The 20,132-nt window shown below is 35.1% G+C and carries 15 protein-coding genes; all 15 read right to left on the bottom strand.

Translation table 11 applies throughout. The annotated features are described in order from the left end of the window. Positions 1-12: 12 nt before the first annotated feature. Positions 13-2,193 carry a peptidoglycan DD-metalloendopeptidase family protein gene (locus tag OU989_RS23495; RefSeq protein ID WP_274797483.1) on the bottom strand — a complete coding sequence of 727 codons (2,181 nt, stop codon included), beginning with the start codon at positions 2,191-2,193 and terminating at the stop codon, positions 13-15. Next, the gene (locus OU989_RS23490) at positions 2,190-4,118 is read right to left on the bottom strand and encodes a hypothetical protein (protein WP_274797482.1); all 1,929 of its coding nucleotides are present in this window, start codon (positions 4,116-4,118) and stop codon (positions 2,190-2,192) included. Before OU989_RS23490 ends, OU989_RS23495 begins: the two co-directional genes overlap by 4 nt. Positions 4,119-4,135: 17 nt before the next feature. Then, positions 4,136-6,913: a hypothetical protein gene (locus OU989_RS23485; RefSeq protein ID WP_274797481.1), complete on the bottom strand. Its 2,778-nt coding sequence runs from the start codon at positions 6,911-6,913 to the stop codon at positions 4,136-4,138. Then, positions 6,914-8,941 carry a VirB4 family type IV secretion system protein gene (locus OU989_RS23480; protein ID WP_274797480.1) on the bottom strand — a complete coding sequence of 676 codons (2,028 nt, stop codon included), beginning with the start codon at positions 8,939-8,941 and terminating at the stop codon, positions 6,914-6,916. Further along, entirely contained in the window at positions 8,925-9,821 is an 897-nt protein-coding gene (locus OU989_RS23475; protein WP_274797479.1) for a hypothetical protein, read from the bottom strand. The genes OU989_RS23480 and OU989_RS23475 overlap by 17 nt, the downstream gene beginning before the upstream one ends. 12 nt (positions 9,822-9,833) lie before the next feature. Beyond that, on the bottom strand, positions 9,834-10,136 hold the full coding sequence (locus OU989_RS23470) for a hypothetical protein (RefSeq protein ID WP_274797478.1): 303 nt from the start codon (positions 10,134-10,136) through the stop codon (positions 9,834-9,836). A 63-nt stretch (positions 10,137-10,199) separates the two neighbouring features. Then, positions 10,200-10,514 carry a TrbC/VirB2 family protein gene (locus tag OU989_RS23465; protein ID WP_274797477.1) on the bottom strand — a complete coding sequence of 105 codons (315 nt, stop codon included), beginning with the start codon at positions 10,512-10,514 and terminating at the stop codon, positions 10,200-10,202. 178 nt (positions 10,515-10,692) lie between these two features. After that, positions 10,693-11,136 (bottom strand): hypothetical protein, encoded by a 444-nt coding sequence (locus OU989_RS23460; RefSeq protein WP_274797476.1) that lies wholly within the window; start codon positions 11,134-11,136, stop codon positions 10,693-10,695. Between the two features lie 411 nt (positions 11,137-11,547). Then, positions 11,548-12,258, bottom strand: a complete 711-nt coding sequence (locus OU989_RS23455; RefSeq protein ID WP_274797475.1) for a hypothetical protein — start codon at positions 12,256-12,258, stop codon at positions 11,548-11,550. A 49-nt stretch (positions 12,259-12,307) separates the two neighbouring features. Further along, entirely contained in the window at positions 12,308-13,324 is a 1,017-nt protein-coding gene (locus OU989_RS23450) for a hypothetical protein (protein ID WP_274797474.1), read from the bottom strand. Positions 13,325-13,338: 14 nt separating this feature from the next. After that, a complete protein-coding gene (locus OU989_RS23445; RefSeq protein ID WP_274797473.1) occupies positions 13,339-15,474 on the bottom strand; it encodes an SNF2-related protein in 2,136 nt (711 codons plus the stop codon). Between the two features lie 71 nt (positions 15,475-15,545). Then, positions 15,546-16,667, bottom strand: coding sequence for a DNA polymerase III subunit beta family protein (locus OU989_RS23440; RefSeq protein WP_274797472.1), 1,122 nt, complete (start codon positions 16,665-16,667; stop codon positions 15,546-15,548). Positions 16,668-16,917: 250 nt separating this feature from the next. After that, positions 16,918-17,799, bottom strand: a complete 882-nt coding sequence (locus OU989_RS23435; protein ID WP_274797471.1) for a hypothetical protein — start codon at positions 17,797-17,799, stop codon at positions 16,918-16,920. A 59-nt stretch (positions 17,800-17,858) separates the two neighbouring features. Further along, positions 17,859-18,083: a hypothetical protein gene (locus OU989_RS23430; protein WP_274797470.1), complete on the bottom strand. Its 225-nt coding sequence runs from the start codon at positions 18,081-18,083 to the stop codon at positions 17,859-17,861. Between the two features lie 13 nt (positions 18,084-18,096). Next, complete coding sequence (gene dnaX, locus OU989_RS23425) at positions 18,097-20,118, bottom strand: DNA polymerase III subunit gamma/tau (protein ID WP_274797469.1); 2,022 nt, start codon at positions 20,116-20,118, stop codon at positions 18,097-18,099. Between the last annotated feature and the right edge of the window lie 14 nt (positions 20,119-20,132).

The raw sequence follows: 20,132 nt of genomic DNA, 5'->3' as shown, positions 1-20,132 counted from the left end.
GTTATACACCTTCTATTTTAATGGTGGTGTTGGAATCCATTTTATCGGATTTCGAGGATTTGTTGCTTGCCTAACAAATTTTGGTTCGTGAATTTCGAAGTGCAAATGTACACCAAATGCCCTTCCCGTTTCACCCATAATACCAATCTGTTGTCCTTTTTTAACAGTTTGTCCTACCTTAACTTTGTATGAAGCTAAATGAGCATATAAAGACTCTACATCTTTGCCACCAATTACATGTTTTACCCTTACAATATTTCCATAAGTACTTAGAGGTCCGACATATGACACAACACCATCTGCAATAGTAACAATAGGTACGTTTGTTCTTCCACCTGCACCAATGTCAAGCCCATAGTGGAAGCCATCATCACGTCCTCCATATGGTGATGTAATCCTACCGGTAGTTGGATATGTAGTATCACCAGGAGCAACAGAGATTGGTGCTGAAGCGTTACCTAATTCATATTGTTTTCCGTTATTATATACATCTTGTGCATATTTTTGGGCTTCACTACTTTGCCAAGCTTTATTCCCACCATTATATCTTGCTAAAGCATTTTTAATGGCTGTTTCACTTCCTTTTTGATAACCAATAGTTTTTAAGTAACATGCTGCAGTGGTTGCCGCATCTATTAAATCCCATGGGCTCGCAACTCCATCATTATTACCGTCCATACCTCTTCCACCATACTTTTTGATATTTGCTGGAACAGTTATAAATGTAAGATCATCAACTAGAATATTACCTGCTGATGTCGTAGGGTAGTCTCTTGCGGCTGCCCATCCAAGCCAAGTCAATGGCATAAATTGGAAATGCCCAACAGCACCAACGAGTTTACCTTCTTTATTGCGAGAACCTAAAGATGGATCAGAAGCTACAGGGTTACTACTAAATGTTGATTCTTTCCCATGTACTGCTGCTAGAATAAACCAATCGATCCCACATGCATCTGCAGCCTTTTTATAAATATCTTCAAACTCTGTTGGATACCAACCTTCTAATAAACCTCCATAATCTCCGAGTGTTCCACCCAAAACAAACTCATCAATACAAGGATCTATGGACTTGTGCTTAAAGTAGCATTTTTTAAGCCCTTCATAATCAATATCTGGTTTAGGGAACTTCTCGTCTATCTCTTGTCCTAAATCTATAGAGTACTCTAAGTCCTGCACTTGAACTAATCTTGTATAATCCCCTTCTTTTGCTGTTGAAGTTAAGATACGCACTAGTTCTTCAGGAATTAATTCTACGCTCGGTGGAGATCCATCATCAATAACCCATAATTTCAATTCTGTTGTTATATCACTTACGCAATCACCGCTAGATGAGGTACTGTCAGTAATAGTGTGAAGTTCTTTATATGGTATTTTTGCTTTTAAGTAACCCATTTGAACTTCGTCAATCACTTCATGAGATACATTTTCTTTGGTAGTAGTTGGTCCTGACACAGTTGTCGTTGTATTACCATCTTCATCTGTATGAGTACAAGTAGTGGTAGTAGTAATTTTTACAAACTCATCGATAGGAGAAGAACCTTCCACAAAAATTGGCTTATAGTTAGGGGAGCCTTCAAAATAATAAGCCATTTCCTTATCTATTATTTCGATGAACTTTTTTAGTAATAATTCTTTGCTATCAGCAGAGTAATCTTTATATTTCTCATGCCAAGCTTTATAGTTCTCATTTTCGATGTTTTTGAAATAATGATGAATTGTTGGAATAGCAATACTTTGTTTAAGCATTTCACCTACTAGTATTAACCAAGACTCAGAGACAGGTGGATAAGGATATTCTGATTGAGTACTCCTTAGTCTATCTCTAATTTCAGCTGGTCCAGCTTCTAACCTTAGTTCGAATACCTCTTTTACAGCATTATCAAAAACAACTTCTGTCTCTGAACGGGTAGATGCTTTTTGGAATAAATCAAAACTTGCAACACTTTGTAGAACTAAAAGTAATAAGATGATTAAAATTATTACTATTAGTACATATGGTCCCAGAACTCCAAGGAGCCACTTGATACAGCTCATCAATACTTTTGAAATTATTGATTTTAGAAGTTTTGCAAACATTCCAAGCTTTCGAGCCCCACGTAAAAGACCAAGACCTTTCTTTCCTGCTTTTAAGGGGTTCGTAATCGCGCCTTTACCTACATCTGTACTACTATTGTTATTATCTGATTTACTCAATTTACCTCACCATCCTTTTCAGGTGAAATACTAGAATCAAATGGTGAATTTGTTTCTAATGGTTTAATAGGTGAAGGCATTTGCCCTACATTACAGTGTTGCTCTGGGCGAAACAGACCAGAATCAAAACCACTATCAACAAATGAGTTTCCACTTTTGTCTGCTAACATTGCATCACTTACTTGAGAATACATTTGAGTATTTGGCAAGGAATTACCTACTTCAATTTTGTTTATAGAATCTGTAGGTATATAATCCACAGTACGTGTCATACCATCTTTTAATCTAGTATCAGCTTCACCAATTGGAGAGATTAACTTCATATCTCCATTATCATCTAAGTAAAAACCGCTGCCTTCATTTGTTTGTTGAAATTGAATTTTTGCTTCAGGGTACTTTGTAGCTATATCACTAAGGGTAACGGACCCTAATCCCCCAAGCTCTGTAGAACCTAAAATTCTATCTTTACTTACACCACTTAATCGATATCCTATTTGTCTACCTATTTGCCCTTTTCCTACCATAGTTCCGATAGATTCGCCCATTGATCCAAAGTACTGTCGCTTATCAGAAATATTGTTTAGATTTAAAGAGTTGTTCTTTACTTTACCTCGTGTATCCATGACCCCTTTTACACCTGCTGCAATATTTCTTGGAGCCTGAAGGGTACTACCTACTAAACCAGATCCTAATGAAGCACCTAATGAAGACCCCCCTGGACCAATTACCATTCCAGCTGTACTGCCAAGAACCGCTCCTGAAAGTTGAGCACCTGCCTTAAATTTACTAAAAGAACTAGAGTTTGAACCTTCTGCCAAAGCTGAAATGGCCGTCTTACCGCCGGGTTGTTGCCCAAAACCTGGCTTACCTTTATACATTTTCCTTGCTCTTAAAGCCATAGCTGCTGTGTTAACCATTGATTGAGCAGTACGTGTGGTCATTGTAGCAGTTGACATTCCCATAATACTTAGCAACATTGAACTTAAAGGTAAAAACAAGAATAATAGAATCATTTTAAAAACAATGCTTATTGAGTTTAGATTGATAAACATCATAAATACAGCAAAATAAATTGCATGGATACTTTGCATAAAAACAGCACCAAGGAAATCTATCAACCACATACCAAAGTATTTTCTTGTTTTTTCAAAGATTAATCCAACAATTACTAAACCACCTATTAGTAAAAGAACCGTTATAAGAAATAGCCGGTACATGTATACTAAATTTAGAAACAGTAACATAACCCACTCTGCAAATAAGACTAGAATGTCACTAAAGTGAAATTCATCTTGGGTGGCAAGTATACTTAAACTACCTAGCTTCATCCCTTGTCCTTCAAGAACTTCCACAACTGAAGAGACAATTGCGTGATTAAAAATAAAAATATAATCGACGCTTGTCCAATATGTTATAAGTAATACTGCGGCTAAAAAGTACATAAAAAGTTCTTCACCGATATTAAAGCGTTTAGCAAAGGTAAACGAATACATCATCTTAAGACCGCTTATCAAAATGCTTAAGCACAAAACTAAAGCAAAAAGAAATGTAATGATGTTGAAAACTGGATCAATAACTTTTTCTTTTATCGATGTAGGAAATAAACCAAAAGTTAAGGCAGGCTCTTCTTCTTCACTCTCATACCATATACAATATGGATTGCCAAAAATTAATTGATTAAGGGTGTTCAAGTTAACTGCATTAAATGCTAATTGAGCTAAATCTAAGCTATATTCTTCAGTTAACGTTGCTCGTTCATCTCTAAAATCATCCACTTTATCCGTCGTTTCTTTATCCTTTAATGCTCCTACACAAGCTTTTTTGGAGTCTTCTTCATCGTTATTTGCATAGGCTAATGAAACATTTTGGAATAAAGAAGGGATCAAGATGAGAAAGACAAGTAGCAATCGCACACAAGTTTTCACATTTTGTTCCCCCTTTACTAGACGATTTTCTTAACACGCTGAGATTTAGCTTGATTTTGCGCTTTCGATTTCCATACATTCGAAATTTTACTAACACCATGGACTTTATCAGCTGCTCTATCGGAGCTTGTTCGTGTATCAGCCCCTGAAACATTATGATAAACATAAGCATCTGGATTCACTTTTTTAGCATTGAAACCTGGATCTTGATGTTTAGCCACATTAGTAGAAGCAACTTGTTGAACTGTTTTTGGGTTCATCGCTAAATTAGACTCACCAGTATTTACAATGTACGCCTCTGATTTTCTCATCACAGATGGAGTAGACCCTTGAAGGCCAACCGTTTCCATCCTTTGTTCTTGAGCATTTGTACCTTGAACCGATTGAGGTGGTAACGTATTTAATGATGAATCGGAATGGTTTTGTGTTGTACTTTGAGATTGAACCGTTCCCGGATTACCATTATCTACGTTTCTAGTTACGCTCGGTTGAGAAACATCACTCATAGGTGTATAACTATCAATCCTTGCAACACTATCTGTTGTAGCATTAACATTAGATCCACTTACTGAAGTAACAGAATCAGTGAAACCAGTTGTAGATTGCTGATTAAATACAGCTGATGTATCTGTTACTCCACTTGTAGCTGGTTGATTTATAGATACAGAACCTTGAGTCGAAGAACTACTTGAAACAACACTATCTACTGATGAAACTGAACCATTGAATGAGCTACCTAATGGAGCAGCAACATGGCCACCTGCCATTGCTTCTTCAAATGTTGGAACTGAAGATATATTCGACGCCAATGAACTATCAAAAGTAGTATTTACAGGGCTTGTAATTGCTGCTTCTGATAATGATGATGAATGCGAAGGTGCTTTATAAGTTCCGTTCGATTGATACTCATAATTTAAAGATGGATCAGCTAATTTATAGTCCATTACACGTGCTTGCCCATCTTTTAATGAAGAATCAGCGGCCCCTGTTAACCCAACTTGCTTCCAACCATCATTGGTACTTACATAGAATCCACTACCTTGATTTGTTTGCATCCATTTCATATCCGCATTTGGATACTTTTGAGCTAATGCATTAAATGTGGTTGCCTGTAAGTTTCCTGAAGCATCTCTCATATTGAAAGAAGATGACATTTCAGTAGCTAGTCGTTGACGAGAAACGCCACTTAACGCAAATCCTGCATTTCTTCCTATTGCGGCACCTCTTTGACCAGCAAGCATTACGCCAATAGACTCTCCAAAATTACCCATTGTTTGACGACGAGCATTTAAGGTATCAAAGTTTGCGTTACTTCCAAACAGGGCTTTGAAACCTGTCCCATTCTCATTCGAAAATTTTCTCGCTTGATTGAAATTAGAGTGAATGTTGCTTATACCTACACCCATATTTCTCCCCATCTGAACAAGACCACCACCAACGGCTCCGCCTACTTTCGCCCCTATACCGGCACCCATTGGTCCAGCTACTACTCCAGCACCTGCTCCAACAAAACCACCTAGTTTTGAACTAGTTTCTTTAGCCATATTAAATAGGGATGAGTTTGTTCCAGCAGCGGAAGAAGATATTGATGTACTTGCACTATCGTTAGCTAAACTATTTGCTAAACTTGTTAGCGAATCGCCTCCTGAGCTACTTGTCGAGTTATTATTGTTAAATAACCCACCGTTACTCAAAGAACCTCCATACATTACACTTTTAGCTTGTGAAGCTAACATCATAGTAGAAACCATTCCTCCAAGTCCAACCATTGTTAAAGCTGAGCCAACTTTAGTAGAACTATCGCCTATATTTAATAGTTTCGAAATCATTCCAGAGATAGGAATAAACATAATCATTAAACCAATTTTAAAGAATGGGCTTGCTCCTAATTCTGCAAACATGATCATCCCATAGAAAACTATAGCGTGGATGGATTGTAAGAATACGTTGCCTAATATTTCTCGGAACCAATTCCCAAAGAAAGCTCTTGTTTTCGCAAACATTAAACTATAAATTGCTACCATACCAAGAATGAGTAATAAGAGAATGATTACCTTTCGAGCAAGATAAACAACATTCAATATACCTGCTAATACCCATTCACCTAAAGCAACGATTAAAAATGATCCCATTAAACCTGGGAAAAAATCAGTTACAGAACTCATGGTGGATATATTATCAAGATTATCTGTTTGGGCTTCCAGTAAGCCTTTAATATCAAGAACTATTGCAGCATTGATTTGGAATAGCCAATTGGTCAAATCATTATAGAAAAACGCTAAAAACAAAGCTACAATCCACATTTTCGCATCGGACCAAAATTCATCCATAGCTTGTCCTCGAACGCTATTCCCCATTGTTTTCAACCCTGTAAGTAACATTGCTAGAGTTAATACTAAGAAGAATACAGAGCCAAATAGCTTTAACAATGGGTCTATAATTTTTTTTCGTTCGTCAATAGTAAATATTCCGTCAGCAGACATTTCGGCTTTTTTACCTGCCCATATACAGTACGGATTACCAAAGACTAATGTTGACATTCCGTTGATGTCACCAATATTGAAAACATTTTCAACCTGACTAGTTAAAAACTTTTCGGCCATATTAGCTTCATCTTCTTTATATTTTTCAATCTGATCTTTGACATCTTTAGATATTAGTGGATCACCACAAGGAAATGAGCCAAGAGAATATTTAGTATCTATTCCATTTGTTTCTGTATTTGCATAGGCAGTAATGGGACTTAGTAAAAATGTACTGATTAAAAGTAAAAGAAGCATTTTTACTTTACTCATTTAACCACCTCTTACTAAGGAATCCACAGACACGTTTTGGTTTGTATTAATGTATTTCCATTCACTTGGTGTAGGCGAACTTTGGAATGAAACAATTTCTTTCCCTGCCTTCAAGATGACTTCTCCCGTGTCAGCGGTTCGTATCATACGTCCCACTTCATCAGAGAAGCGGAAAGTTCTTAGTATAGGCTCAACATCCTGATCAGGTTGTTTCATAAATGCACATGAATGTAGCTGAGCTACAACGTCTTGCGCTTCTTTTGTTCTATCAAACATCTCATATCGTTGAGAAACCAACGTTAATGAAACGTTCCATTTTCGTCCACGTGCAGAAAGCGTTTTAAAGAACTTTACCATTGATGGATACTCTAACATCATCCAAGCTTCGTCCTGAATTACTCGTTTCTTTGGCTTAGGATTATTTACAATGAATCTGTTCCAGATCCAAGTCATTAAAACATGTTGTGCAAGTGGCCGCTCACTACTCGATTTACTCAAATTAGAAATATTAAAGTTTACAATTTGAGCTTTATCTAGCATTTCTTCGGGCAGTAAATTGCCTTCCTTATCAACAATTTTTGTTTGGCAGTCAAACATCCCAAAAGCTCGGCCTTTTACAAATAATGCAATAACACTTTGTAGTTCCTCTAGTCCTTTTTCTTTTTCGTCATTTATCAGTTTTGTAACTTCTCGGTCAACATCTGATATCTGTGGCATTCTTTTATATTTTCTGATGTATTCAATTTCACCTTTGTCGTTTACAGAATCCACTGTCTCGTACAAGGACTCTGGGTCCTCAGTAATTTTGCATTCTTCTTTATAAAGCCTTAATAAAATACGATCTAGAGCATTTAATTCGTATGGTGTTAAATGAGGCTTGTCATGAGAGGTAGATTCTTTCATAACTTTAAAGAATTCAATAGCTTCTTTTACTTTTTCATTAACATTTACTCGTTCAACCACATACTCATCAGGTTGATAACGATTAATAACCTCTTTTTCTACGTAAATATCAAGTGGATTAATCTGACTTGCCGATTCTACACCATCAGAACGAAGTTCAACTACAATGCCACCAAGTGCATATGTTAAACCCACATATTCTGGCTCAACATCCATAATAACTACTTTCTCAATACCATCCATAAAACCTCGGCCAATTAGTTGTTTTACAAAAACCCCTTTACCGGCTCCAGATTCTCCAAAAATACCGAGATTATAATTGGTTAGTTTCTTATCAAAATTATTAAAATAGATGTACTCCCGGCCGTAAATTCCAATTGGCATACCACCATCATGATTAAGTTTAGATGACATATGAGGGAATATTGCCGTTAAAGAGTTGCGGTCAAGATTTCGATACGATTTTTTTAAATAACTGGAACCAAGAGGTAAAGTCGATAACCAACCTTCACGTTGACGGTCAAATGCGTTAACTAACTCAATAGATTCGGCAGCAAGTTGACGTTCTATGGCAACACTTTTATCATTAAGTTCACTAAGACTATCAGCATAAACTGTTGCGGATATACTTACATAGAATAAACCATTTGAGTTATTACGGATTTCATCACGTAATGCTTTAGCATCCCAGTAATTTTGTTGTACCGCTTCAATCTTATTTCGATCATTTTGTTTTTCAGCAGAATACATTACAGCTTCATATTCATCCGCTTTATCTTTTAATTTCCTTACCGCATCGGTTCTATCATAAGGTTCAATATGTACTGAAACGTCCATATCATCCCCTGTAAATAGACCTTCTAACCAATTTATCCGAACATTAGCTGGATAACCGCTAGGTTTTACATAAAACGATCTTCCATACTTTTTTGTACCTAAAGCTGTTTGTTGTTCAAAAAAATCAGACTGGAATTTTATACCTTCATTTGAAATGTTATCAACTAGAGTGGGCTCTACAACATTGTTTTCCCCTTTAACAGGTTTAGGAGGTATTGTCTTTTTAAATTCACGCTTATTTGAATCAACATCATTTTTTGCTTTTCTTTTATTAAGCAGTCCCAACAATGTCCATCGCCTCCTCTAGGTTATTTACAAGATTCTCAAAGTCAGGAATAGTTGAGAAGTCCATCGTTACAAAAGCACTTAGCTTTTCTTTTTCTTGAACATCTTCAATTGGGTGTAATACAATTCGATCACGATTTAGAGCTCGTTTTAAAACTTCAGCAGCTTCAACCGAACTTAGAATAGTTGCATCTACTTTCGCTCTACGTAAAGCACGTCTAACTATTTCAGCTCGCAATCCAATGTTATCAATGATATTTTTTTCTCTTTGAGCTTTGTTTAACTTTGCCATTTTTGATGGCTCATAGATGTATTTAACGATGTAATAAATACGAAGGGTAATTCTGAAATTTTTCTCAGTCACAGTTTGGATATGGTCGAGAACATCTCGATTATAGTTAGCTGCGTGGTCATTTACTCTACTTAAGTTCTGTTCAAATCTATGACGATCCTTAGTGAAGTCTTGACGTACTGCCTGAGCCTGTAGTTGAACTGGAAAATTTATAACATTGAAAAGTTGTTGATAACCTTCTAAAATTGCAATTCGCTCTCGATCTTGCAGTAAGTGAAAGTTTACAAAATCTGAACTCAAAACTACTAAATGTTCATTTCGTTCGCGTTCCACAACACCTTGTTCAATTTTCTTCAATTCTAATAAATCAAGAATAGACTCATGTTCTTTATCCTCATGTGTGGTATCTACTTTCCTTTCAGTATTGGATGTTGGTGAGCTACCGTTTTTCTGTTCTTCAAGAAATTGTTTTCGTTTCCATCCGAATACTGGCTCATTTCGATCCATGCGCTTTTTTGCCACCATTAGCAACAAGAATACGGCTACAATAGCTATCACGCAAAAGAGCACAAGTAAATCTAAAACATTCAATTGGTTCACATCCTAGTTTGTATAAGTTTTTTGTGACCTCCAGAATTTATAACGACGTATGACAAATTCTGATAAATAGCAGTCATATTTCTCCAGATAAATAAAAGCTAGAGAAACAGATATACCGTTTGAAATCAGAACGATTAGAATCTTCCATAAAAATTCAAGCCAGCCACCAATAAATGGCCAATTAAATAAAACAAGTTGCATTACAGTAACAACTGCAATCGGACCAACTAACATTAATTGTCTAATCGAAAAATATGCCAATACTGTTTTTTGTTCTTGTGTAAGATCCACAGGTATTTTAATCATTTTTGTACTCCTTTCAAAAATGAGTGACTCATTTGTCACTCATTTTTTGAAATGATTAAATTATTAGCTAAATAAATTGGATAGAACACTTGATAGCATGAACGCACTAAAGAATAGTGCCGCTCCAGCTACACATGAGAAAAGTGCTGTCCACCATCTACCAATATTTTTAGGAGAAATAGAACCAAAAATAATTACCAAAGCAATAATTAACACAGCTAATGTGAAGCAAGCTCCCCCAATACCACCAACTAATTTAATGACATTTTCGATAATCTCCGATAGTTTTGTATCACCTTTGGTATAGATTTCTTTACCAAACTCCGGGTCAGCAGCTATTTCGATAGCTAGTAAGTTTAAAGATGTCATGAGACTCATTTAGACTATCACCTCCTTTTAAGACCAAAAGAACGAAAAAAAAAAGCACCGTGAAAGCAAGGCGCATAAACCTATATAGGTTTTCGCCTTATAACTTTCACGGTACTTCCGTGTCAATTTTAGTCTTATAAATTTAATTAAATTATTACAAATTTAGATATAAAAGTCAACGCGTTTTTTATTCATACTCCTTAATCACTTCACCGTCGCGGAATGGCTTTTCTGCGATAAAGTCCATTTCAAATTTATCCTGCCAATTCCCATCTTCATTCTCCTTAAATTCAAACGCAAAACGTAAGTGACCATGCTCTAATTTAGGAACGTATAGTATTGCTGTTGTTAGCAAATATACAAAACGACGATATACGGTCATTGGTACTCTAAATTCATTTTGAGCTTCCAACTTAAAATCATCATCAAACTTGTCAAAGTTGACACTCATGGAATTAAAATGAAATTTGGGATACAATAATTTGGAAACATTACCTTTCCTAATGAAAACATCCAGATAACCCTGTTCGTGGGCACAAACTGCTTCTAATATGTCGTTATTTTTTAACATCGCTTTTCTAAGTTGTTCTGCGATTTGTTCATTGTATGTTGGTACTAGTGTATTCTCCATTTTTCCTGCCTCCGTGTACGTACTTTTAAAATTAATATGTGTCAAAAAAGGAGCGATGTAAATATCCCCCGGTATAGATCTCCCTTGATAACGTCACTAATACTTGGTAGTTATTGCAAACGGTTCTGAAGACCCACTCATTCTATAGCATATTGTCCAAAAAAACTATATCTTTGCATACTTTTGATGTCGATGTTGAATAAATAGGTATAAAAAAATCCTGTTTTTTTAAATTTTAACATCTATTAATTATATATTAACAAAAAGAGTACGACAATAGACACGGCATGACAATAAGTAAGAATGACTATTAGTGAACCTATACCCCTCCCTTAAATGATTCAAATTTTATAATTTGTGCATTTGAATCATTTAAGGAAGGGGTGTGTAACCACACTCCTCCATGTATATTTATGCTGTTTTATCTAATACAAACGACTCTACTCCATAACCATGCTCAACTGTTTCAGCATCGTCAAAATGAATCACACGAAATTCCCCATTCGGTAGTAAAGTACCCTTTAACAATACAAAATCATCTTCTCCAGAGACTATTGGTTCAGTTAAGGAAAGCTTTAATTTAGAGCTTTCAAAGTGAATTGTATTGTCTTCAGAATTAAATAAACCTATAATAACTGACTGTTTATTCTCTTCTAAATCTGTTAAATTATTTGTAACTAAATTAGCTGTTTTTTCACCAACCAATCCCTTTATTTTGTCTTTAATTTCATTATTTAATTTTGATTCATTACATTCGAATGCATAATCATTCAATTCTAAATTAATGTTTTCTACTAATTGATTAAGATTATTACTTACTTCATTTGTAATTTCTGAATGTGAAAAATTTACTACTTCTCTATTATCAACTAATTGCTTATACAGAGCTGTATTATCCTCTAGTTGAACTTCTGGAATAATATCGTTTACAGGTACAGTAGTACTAAAGCTTGATGCTTCGTCAATTGGCTGTATAGTTCTATTAGCGTTTTGTACAGTACCTGCAGCTGGGAACGCCCATTTCGATTCCCTTTTACGTGAAAAACTTTCGCTGAAAGCACTTAATGCACCTATTACTATTAGTAATAAAAATGTCCCCACTAGTACGATTATTTCTAACATTGAATGTTAGCCTCCTTAAAATATGGGGGCAAAAAATGCGCCCCAAAATTTAAAATAGCAAAGTTTGTCCTTCGACAATTCCTTCTTTTTTACTCGTAAAGGTTGCAATATTTAGATCAATTTCTTTAGTATCTTCAATGATTTCGATGACAGGTTCAGCATGTTGCTGCTCTGTTTCAACAACTATATCTACTTCTACAGGATATTCATCTATTATTTCAATATCTAAATTATCCAAATTAAGTAGTGTTACATCATTAGAAACTCCAATAATTATGTCATTGGATAAATTAACTGATTCATTGCTCAACCCCAAATGATTTTCAATAACATTTTCAGCTTCTTCAATTTCAATTTTTATTTCTTCTGAAGTCACAAGATATCCATCACTATGAGCCCGTTTATCATTGTGTTCATCTTCGAAATTGTTTCCATCTTTACATTCATTATTTACTCTGTACTCTTTCCCACTTTCATTTTCTATTGGTGGTATTTCTCCTGGTAATGTTAACTGCTGAATTAGCGTTAGCCATTCTTCCTGCTTATCTAAAGCCATGTCTTCAAAATCAACATGATAAGGAGGAACCCAATTTTCATAGCATAGTGCACCAGTCTTTTTTTCAAATTCTTCTAAACAAAAATATAATCCTAATTCTTCAAAAAACGATGTTCTATTATATAAATTAAATTCAACAACTTCAGAGTTACTTAGTAATGTATCTTTAAGGTGATTCATCGATTCATTCAGATTATTAAACCATTCATGGATCATCCCTTTAATTAAAGGACTAACAGTTACTTTCTCTGACGTTCTTTCTAAAGTAAGTGAAAACCCTACTTGTTCCCCATTCTGAAATTCATCTATTGTATATGAATGCTTCTGAGCAAAGTGTTTCATCCATTTTGGAGCTTGTTCAGCAAAATGGATTTTAACTATTTTGCTACTGCTATTCTTTGGATGAAGTTGCAATAGACTTGGCTCTGCAACAAAATTTTCTTTCTTTTTTGAGTGACCACTCATAGTATGAAAAGTCACATAAGCATATTTACCGTCGTAAGTAATCAAAACATAGCCCTCCTCTATCCAACATTTTCATATTGGTTCCGACTTGTACCACGACTTAACATTTCTTTAGCAAACTCCTCATAATCTAAGCTTCCTACGCCTGAAATACCTTGTCCTTCAAACTCTTTTGCCACTTGTGCAAAATCAAGTTCCTGGCGGTCTATCGCTAAATCAACACTGCTTTGCTTGGAGAGTATTAAGCTATGCATATTCGCGTCAATTGTATCTACACTTATTAGCCACGTGATTTCTACAACTTCTTTTTGTCCTAAGCGAACAGCACGTGAGTAACATTGCTCAATTTTTTTAGCATTGTAATCTAAGTCATGTAAGATAACGCTTTTTGCTTGAGTTAATGTATATGATTCCGCACCAGTTTTCATAGTCATGATTAAAACACTTAAAGGATCTTCTTCATCCTGGAAGCGGGTTAACAGTTCAAACCTACGAGACATCGGTACCCCTCCATGAATATATCCAACTTCATAACCTGGGATATAAGCATCTAAAAGGGAACCTAACTCTTCACATGTTTTTTTATGAGCCGTGAATATAAGCATCTTTCTCTTTAAACGAGCTTCCTGTTGCATTTTTTCTCGTATAAATGTCAATTTGCTTGGGGGTACGACTGCATTTTTAGCATAATCCTCATGTATCCACGGACAACTTGCTGCTAATCGTAGTTTGTCTAACCAACCACATATTTCAATAGTTGTTGATTTATACGATTCTTCTCGACTAGATGCGAGTTTTCTTTGTCGCAACGTTTCATTGTACCATTGAGAAAAATCCGCCAAAACCTTCTTATACAGCTCTTTCTCGGCATCAGTTTGCTCAAGATGCAAACGTATATGGGTAGGTTTAGGTACACGGATAGTACGTTCAATTTCAGGGTCTTTCTTTAATTTCCTATACATAATAATGTCCTGCATTGCCCATAGTGCTTTTTCATTACTTGTTCGTTTGGAAATACTTGAACTATCCACCAAAGCAACTTTTGATACTCCCCCATAAACGTGATTGAAACAACGTTTACCGAAGTTACCATAAGCTTCAAATTTAGTGAGATCTACTTTATTCCAAAAGTGATGACTATCCCCCATTAACCAAGCTAAAGGCCAAAATAAATCAGAAGCACCATTCTCTGCTGGGGTACCACTAAGTAACACTCTTGTTTTAGTTTTGATAGCCATTATTGACTTACAACGCGCTGTTTCTCCATTCTTAATGAAATGTCCCTCATCAATAGCAGCAGCATCATATGACTTATCTAGGTATTTGTAGAGTGCTTTCTTTCTTTTTTCAATCACTGTTTCTCCGCACTCACAAAAATACTTATCTTCGTTCCATATTCTTGAACAAGCTGGACATCGATAAGGCAAATCCTTTTTTCCATATCTCTTGTTTGATTTGTTATCTTTTTTCCTAAACTTTATGGTTTCATCAGCCCAGGATTCGTATGAAACAAGGTGTATTCTTTTTTTAGATTTCATGTCCATTGGTTTCTTTAAGATGACATACTCATCTGCCAACCCTAATGACTTGAATTCATTTTCCCAATCACAAAAATTTCGGCTCATCGTAACAATTAGAATTTTTTTGTTTCTAGGATCCGATGTTAAACCAACAATTGTTGTTCGTGTTTTACCAAGCCCCATGTCTAGAGCATTTAGTAATCTGCGTCTTCCTACAATTAAAGAGGCGCATTCAACTTGATAGCTAAATAAGTTTGAACCATCAGGTAAAATTCCCCCATATTTAGCTAAAACCTTTTCTTTAGCTTTATTAAAATGCTCGGAGTCGATGTAAGTAGCAAGAGGAATACCCATAAAATCATGGCGTTTCTTTTGAATTTGATAAATGCGTTCAGCCTCATCAAGACCTTCAATTTCAACACCATAATTTTGAAGAGTTTTTATAGCACCTTGCTCTTTAATGGATTCGACATTTTCATGGTGTAATAAGTCGTATGTTAAGTAAGACTTTTTCCTACGTCGATCCCTTGTCGAACCTCTTAGAAGTTCCATATGGTAGTGTTTATGTAAACCCACTGAGCTTAATAGTGATAACTGAATTAAGTTGCTGTTTAAATCTTCTTTATTTTGGAAAGCAAAGCCCTCATTTTTATTCGTTTTTAATTTCATTTTCATTCAAAAAACCTCCAAAGATGAAAAGAAAGAAAAGGCGCATGTGCTCCATTTCTTTCTCTTAAATGATTTATTCATTGTTTTACTTGAGCAATCATGACTTTCAAGTTAGAACGACTGTTTTCACTTTCATCATCATCGCCACTTAATAGAGTAATAGGTGCAGCTTTTTGCGTGAATGCAAGTAAAACCTCTTCTGTTCGTAGCACTGTTAAAGCGGCCTCAAGGTTATTTGGATTCACAACAAAACCCTCTTCTTTTTCAGAATCGATAACTGCTCCAATTTTCTCCGTTAGAATATCTTTTAGGACAGCATAATGTTTAGTATCCTTTTTAAACACCGACATAATTGGCGTTTGACCACCTAACTTTTTAACACGACGAGTTGTTTCCAACAATTCCATTCGATCTGCTCTCCAGACAATTGAGGAATTTTTATCGCAAAATAACTTTTCAGTATTTGGAAAATTACCGTCAAGAAGTCTTGAGATCGCAAAAACTGAGGAACCCTCAATAATAATCTTTGTCTTGGTTTGATCCAAAGACACTGTAATTATTTCATTTGAAGGAACAATTTCAGTTATCGCGAAAAATGTATCACGTGGAATTGTTAATGCAACGTCAAACCAATCCATTTCTTCGATTGACTTAATGGCCTTCACGGAATTTGTTGCCTGCACCACTGTTCCAGCTTCAGATTTACTAAAATTGACACCAGCACAGGTTGGTGATTTATCTGCTGCTTTACTATTCGGTAAAGCGCAAAAAGTAGCAAAATTCAACGTGAAGTAATTCCATTTGCCTTGTGGAAAGGAGATAGATTTTATAGTCTCAGGTGAATTCAGTTCAATTCTCTCTTCATCAACAGTAAGTAAAATAATACCGCTTCCGTTACCCCATTTTAAAAACAATTGACCTTTGGGATTAAGAGCTACGGTAATTTCTACTTCATCTGGTAATGATGAAACTTTTAATTGAAATTCCAATACAGAGGTCGCAAAAGATAAATCTTCAGTAACTTCTGTTTCAATGGTTTTAACTACTGATAATACCTCTCCACTAAAAGAAAAACTCACAGTTCCTTTCTCTTTAGATGCCGACACAAAAATATAACTTTGTTGTAATCGCGATCTTTTAGCAGCTGTAACTATGTTACCTACCTCGTTTTGTAATCTTTCTACATTAATTTTGAACATTGCTGTTCCTCCTAAAAATTTATTTATCTATAAGCACGAAAAAAAGCACTCTTGATAAATGAACAGACCTCCCCTATATAGGAAAAGTTTGAACACTAACAAGAGTGCTTTAAGATGCTATTCACCGTGTGGTTATAGCTGATAATCGTTCTAAATAGATAAGTCCATTATATCTATTTCTTATGGTAATTTCAAGTAAGCAAGGAAATTACGTATAACTTTTTACACATCTCCATCACTAAAACCTGTCTTATATTCCCACGTTTTTACATACTTTCTTTAAAAAACTTTCCATTTGCAAGGTAAAATGTCCATTTGAATAAATACTTCGTGATAACTCATCAATGGCATTACCCCAAGTTAAAAGTTCTGGCCATGTATATTTCGGAACATTCCCCCAAAGGTGATAAGTTCCTTTTGTTTCGGCATAAAGAGCTTTTACATAAGATTGAATTAATCGCAAACAAATATTACGTTGTTCTTTATTTTCAAATTGTTTTTCCCATAACTGTACTTTTTGTATGGCATGAAGTTTTGAAGATTCAAGAACATCTCTTATTGCTTTTATCCAATCATCAGCAACATCTTTATATTGTTCAGCTTGATCAACATTAACATGAATTTCTTCAAAGATTCCTAAACCTTTAAACATTAAACCTCTACTAACCGCTTCATTCATAAAGCCATCACTTTCATCAAGTTTAACCACTTGAACACGACTTCTAATGGTTTCAATTAAACCTTCTTTTGATTGGCCCAGAAGTAGAATTTTAACATCTTGCTTTGGTTCCTCTAAAAACTTCAGAAATGCATTACTCGCTTGAATATTCATCCTATCAGCACTTTGGACGATAAATACTTGTCCATTTCCATCAGCACTTTTATATGCTGCTTTCTCATGGATTTCCCGTATTTGATCAACCTTAATATCAAGACCTTCCGGACGGATATATATTACATCTGGATGATTATGATTGAATATTCTTCGACAAGTTATACACTCTTCATCATGACCGCCACATAGAATTTTGCTAGCTAACCAAAGAGAAAATTTTTCATTGCCACCTTCTAAAAAGTAAGCATGATTAAGTCGATTTGTTCTAATTAAATTTTCAAATAGATCCTTTGACATATTATAAATCCTCCTTTGAAAAAAGATAGGCGTAGCCTATCTTTTAAATAGAGATGATATTATTCATCTTTCTCTTTATCAAACTCATCATATTGAGTATTAGCTTTAATTTCATCATAGAATGGATCAATCAAAGCTAATAAGTCTGAACTTTCAGTATCTGTGTACTCAACAATTTGGTGCCATAATACTTCGTGCTTCTCGTCAAACGGAACACCGTCATTTTTAAGTACACAAAGCATAGCTTTATATATCATTTCTGATTTTGCTATATTTAGTTCCATTTTATACCCCTCTCTATTTACCCTGTTGAGGGTTAGCTTCTTTATATGCTGCAACTACTGTTAGCCATTCTTCTTGAGTGATAGCTATATAATTCATATCCTTATAAACATTTTCAAATGCTTCGGTAATTTTATTTCTATGAACCGCTTTTTCAATTAACTTAACTTGAATTTTATGTTCATGTACTAAAATAACAGTTTTTTCATTTACTGCTTTCGTTGTAAATTCACTGAAAACTCGTTTAGAGGATAAATTTAAAGAATCTAACTCATTAATGATAGATTCCTTAACTTTATTAAAAGCGTCGCGGTACTCAATATTTGCTGTCTGTAGAACCCCTAGCACCTCTTGTTCCTTTTCAGATAAAATAATGTTACTTGTATTCTGAACTACTTCCTCTTCAAAACTTAGAATCATTGATTCATTATCAGTTTCAGGAGGAACTAAATCGTCATTAAGTTGAGGCATTGGCCATTCTGTATTTGGATCTTCTTCTGGTGAAGATGACTCCATAGTGTAATTTTCATTTTCAGGAGGAAGTTCTTTAGCCCAATCTGTGCCATTAGCTTCTGCTTCCCGTGCCATTTCAATAAACTGTAAAGGATCATTTACTTCAACGAACCCTTCATCCATTTGAGGTTCAGGATTGGATTCTTCATTACTTGGTAGAATATCCGTCGAAGGTTGAAGTAGTGTTAAATCAACATTTGATGTTTCGAAAATTGATTGATTATTATTTTCAGCATTTGTAAAATCGTTAGGCTGTTCTTGTAAGTTTGTGACTTCAGTATTTTCAATTCTTACCTCATCATTACCATTAGCTTTTATTGGTGCTGTTTGTTCTGATGCAAGTTTTGGTGAATTAGAAATATTTCCATTTATTATCATTGAACGGAGTTCATCAATTTGTGCCTGTAGAGATGCTTTTTCTCCATGAACCATTCGAATAATAGTCATCTCCATAAGTAGCTGTATATCATGATGAAATTTTGAATTGCTTAGTGTTTCTTGAAGTTCATTCAAGTAAATATAAACTTTATCCTCTTGAACACTCGCCGCAATATTAGGGAAGTTCTCATCAGTATTTGCCTTTTTTAAGGTAGCTTCAGGGCCAAGTCTTTTAAATATCAAAATATCTCTTAGGTAAATCATCATTTCCTCGATGAAAAATTTAGGCTCTTTTCCTGACTCAAAGCATTTATTAAAATGACTTAATGAGGCTTCAATTTGATTATTGGCTATCAATGAGATTAATTGTCCAATTACTCGAACATCTACTGCCCCTGTAAGTTCTAATACATCATTTAACGTAACCGTTTCAGACAGTTCTGTTTTTCTTGATAACGCTTGATCTAGTAGACTTAAAGCATCTCGCATACCGCCGGCTGATACTTGAGCAATTAGGTTTAATGCTGTATCTTCGGCAGCTCTTCCTTCTTCTTTAAGGACATACTTTAATCGGTCAACGATTTCCTTAGTAGAAATTCTACGGAAATCAAAGCGTTGACAACGTGAAAGAATTGTCGCCGGTATTTTATGAACTTCTGTCGTTGCTAAAACAAAACGAGCGTGTGCAGGTGGCTCTTCTAAAATTTTCAAAAGAGCGTTAAATGCTTGCGTCGTATACATGTGTACTTCATCCACAATATAAATCTTGTTTTTCCCATGCATTGGAGTTAGTATAATATTCTCTTTTAATTGACGTACATCATCGACACTATTATTACTTGCTGCGTCTATTTCGATGATGTCAGTTGAATCATTTGAACATGAATAACAAACACCGCAAGGATTACATCCATTAGGATTTTCACAATTTAATGCTTTTGCAAAGAGTTTAGCAGTACTTGTTTTCCCAGTACCTCTCGGACCAGTAAAAAGGTAAGCATGTGACACTGCCCCTTTAGCAATAGCATTTTCAAGAGTCGTTCTAACATGTGCTTGTCCTACTAAACCAGAAAAGTCATTAGGACGATATTTTCTATAAAGTGCCTTATGTTCTACTTGAACTTCAGTTTCTAATAAAGTGTTCATTTTACTACCCCCAA

This window comes from Lysinibacillus irui, from assembly GCF_028877475.1.
Taxonomy (GTDB): Bacteria; Bacillota; Bacilli; order Bacillales_A; family Planococcaceae; genus Lysinibacillus; species Lysinibacillus irui.
This window is presented reverse-complemented; position numbering and strand designations above follow the sequence as displayed.

Bases quoted from the DNA above. Each gene is read 5' to 3' on its own strand.
- OU989_RS23430 (WP_274797470.1), bottom strand. From the start codon at position 18,083: ATGGAACTAAATATAGCAAAATCAGAAATGATATATAAAGCTATGCTT.
- OU989_RS23440 (WP_274797472.1), bottom strand. From the start codon at position 16,667: ATGTTCAAAATTAATGTAGAAAGATTACAAAACGAGGTAGGTAACATA.
- dnaX (WP_274797469.1), bottom strand. From the start codon at position 20,118: ATGAACACTTTATTAGAAACTGAAGTTCAAGTAGAACATAAGGCACTT.
- OU989_RS23455 (WP_274797475.1), bottom strand. From the start codon at position 12,258: ATGTTAGAAATAATCGTACTAGTGGGGACATTTTTATTACTAATAGTA.
- OU989_RS23470 (WP_274797478.1), bottom strand. From the start codon at position 10,136: ATGATTAAAATACCTGTGGATCTTACACAAGAACAAAAAACAGTATTG.
- OU989_RS23485 (WP_274797481.1), bottom strand. From the start codon at position 6,913: ATGAGTAAAGTAAAAATGCTTCTTTTACTTTTAATCAGTACATTTTTA.
- OU989_RS23445 (WP_274797473.1), bottom strand. From the start codon at position 15,474: ATGAAAATGAAATTAAAAACGAATAAAAATGAGGGCTTTGCTTTCCAA.
- OU989_RS23460 (WP_274797476.1), bottom strand. From the start codon at position 11,136: ATGGAGAATACACTAGTACCAACATACAATGAACAAATCGCAGAACAA.
- OU989_RS23435 (WP_274797471.1), bottom strand. From the start codon at position 17,799: ATGTCAAAGGATCTATTTGAAAATTTAATTAGAACAAATCGACTTAAT.
- OU989_RS23465 (WP_274797477.1), bottom strand. From the start codon at position 10,514: ATGAGTCTCATGACATCTTTAAACTTACTAGCTATCGAAATAGCTGCT.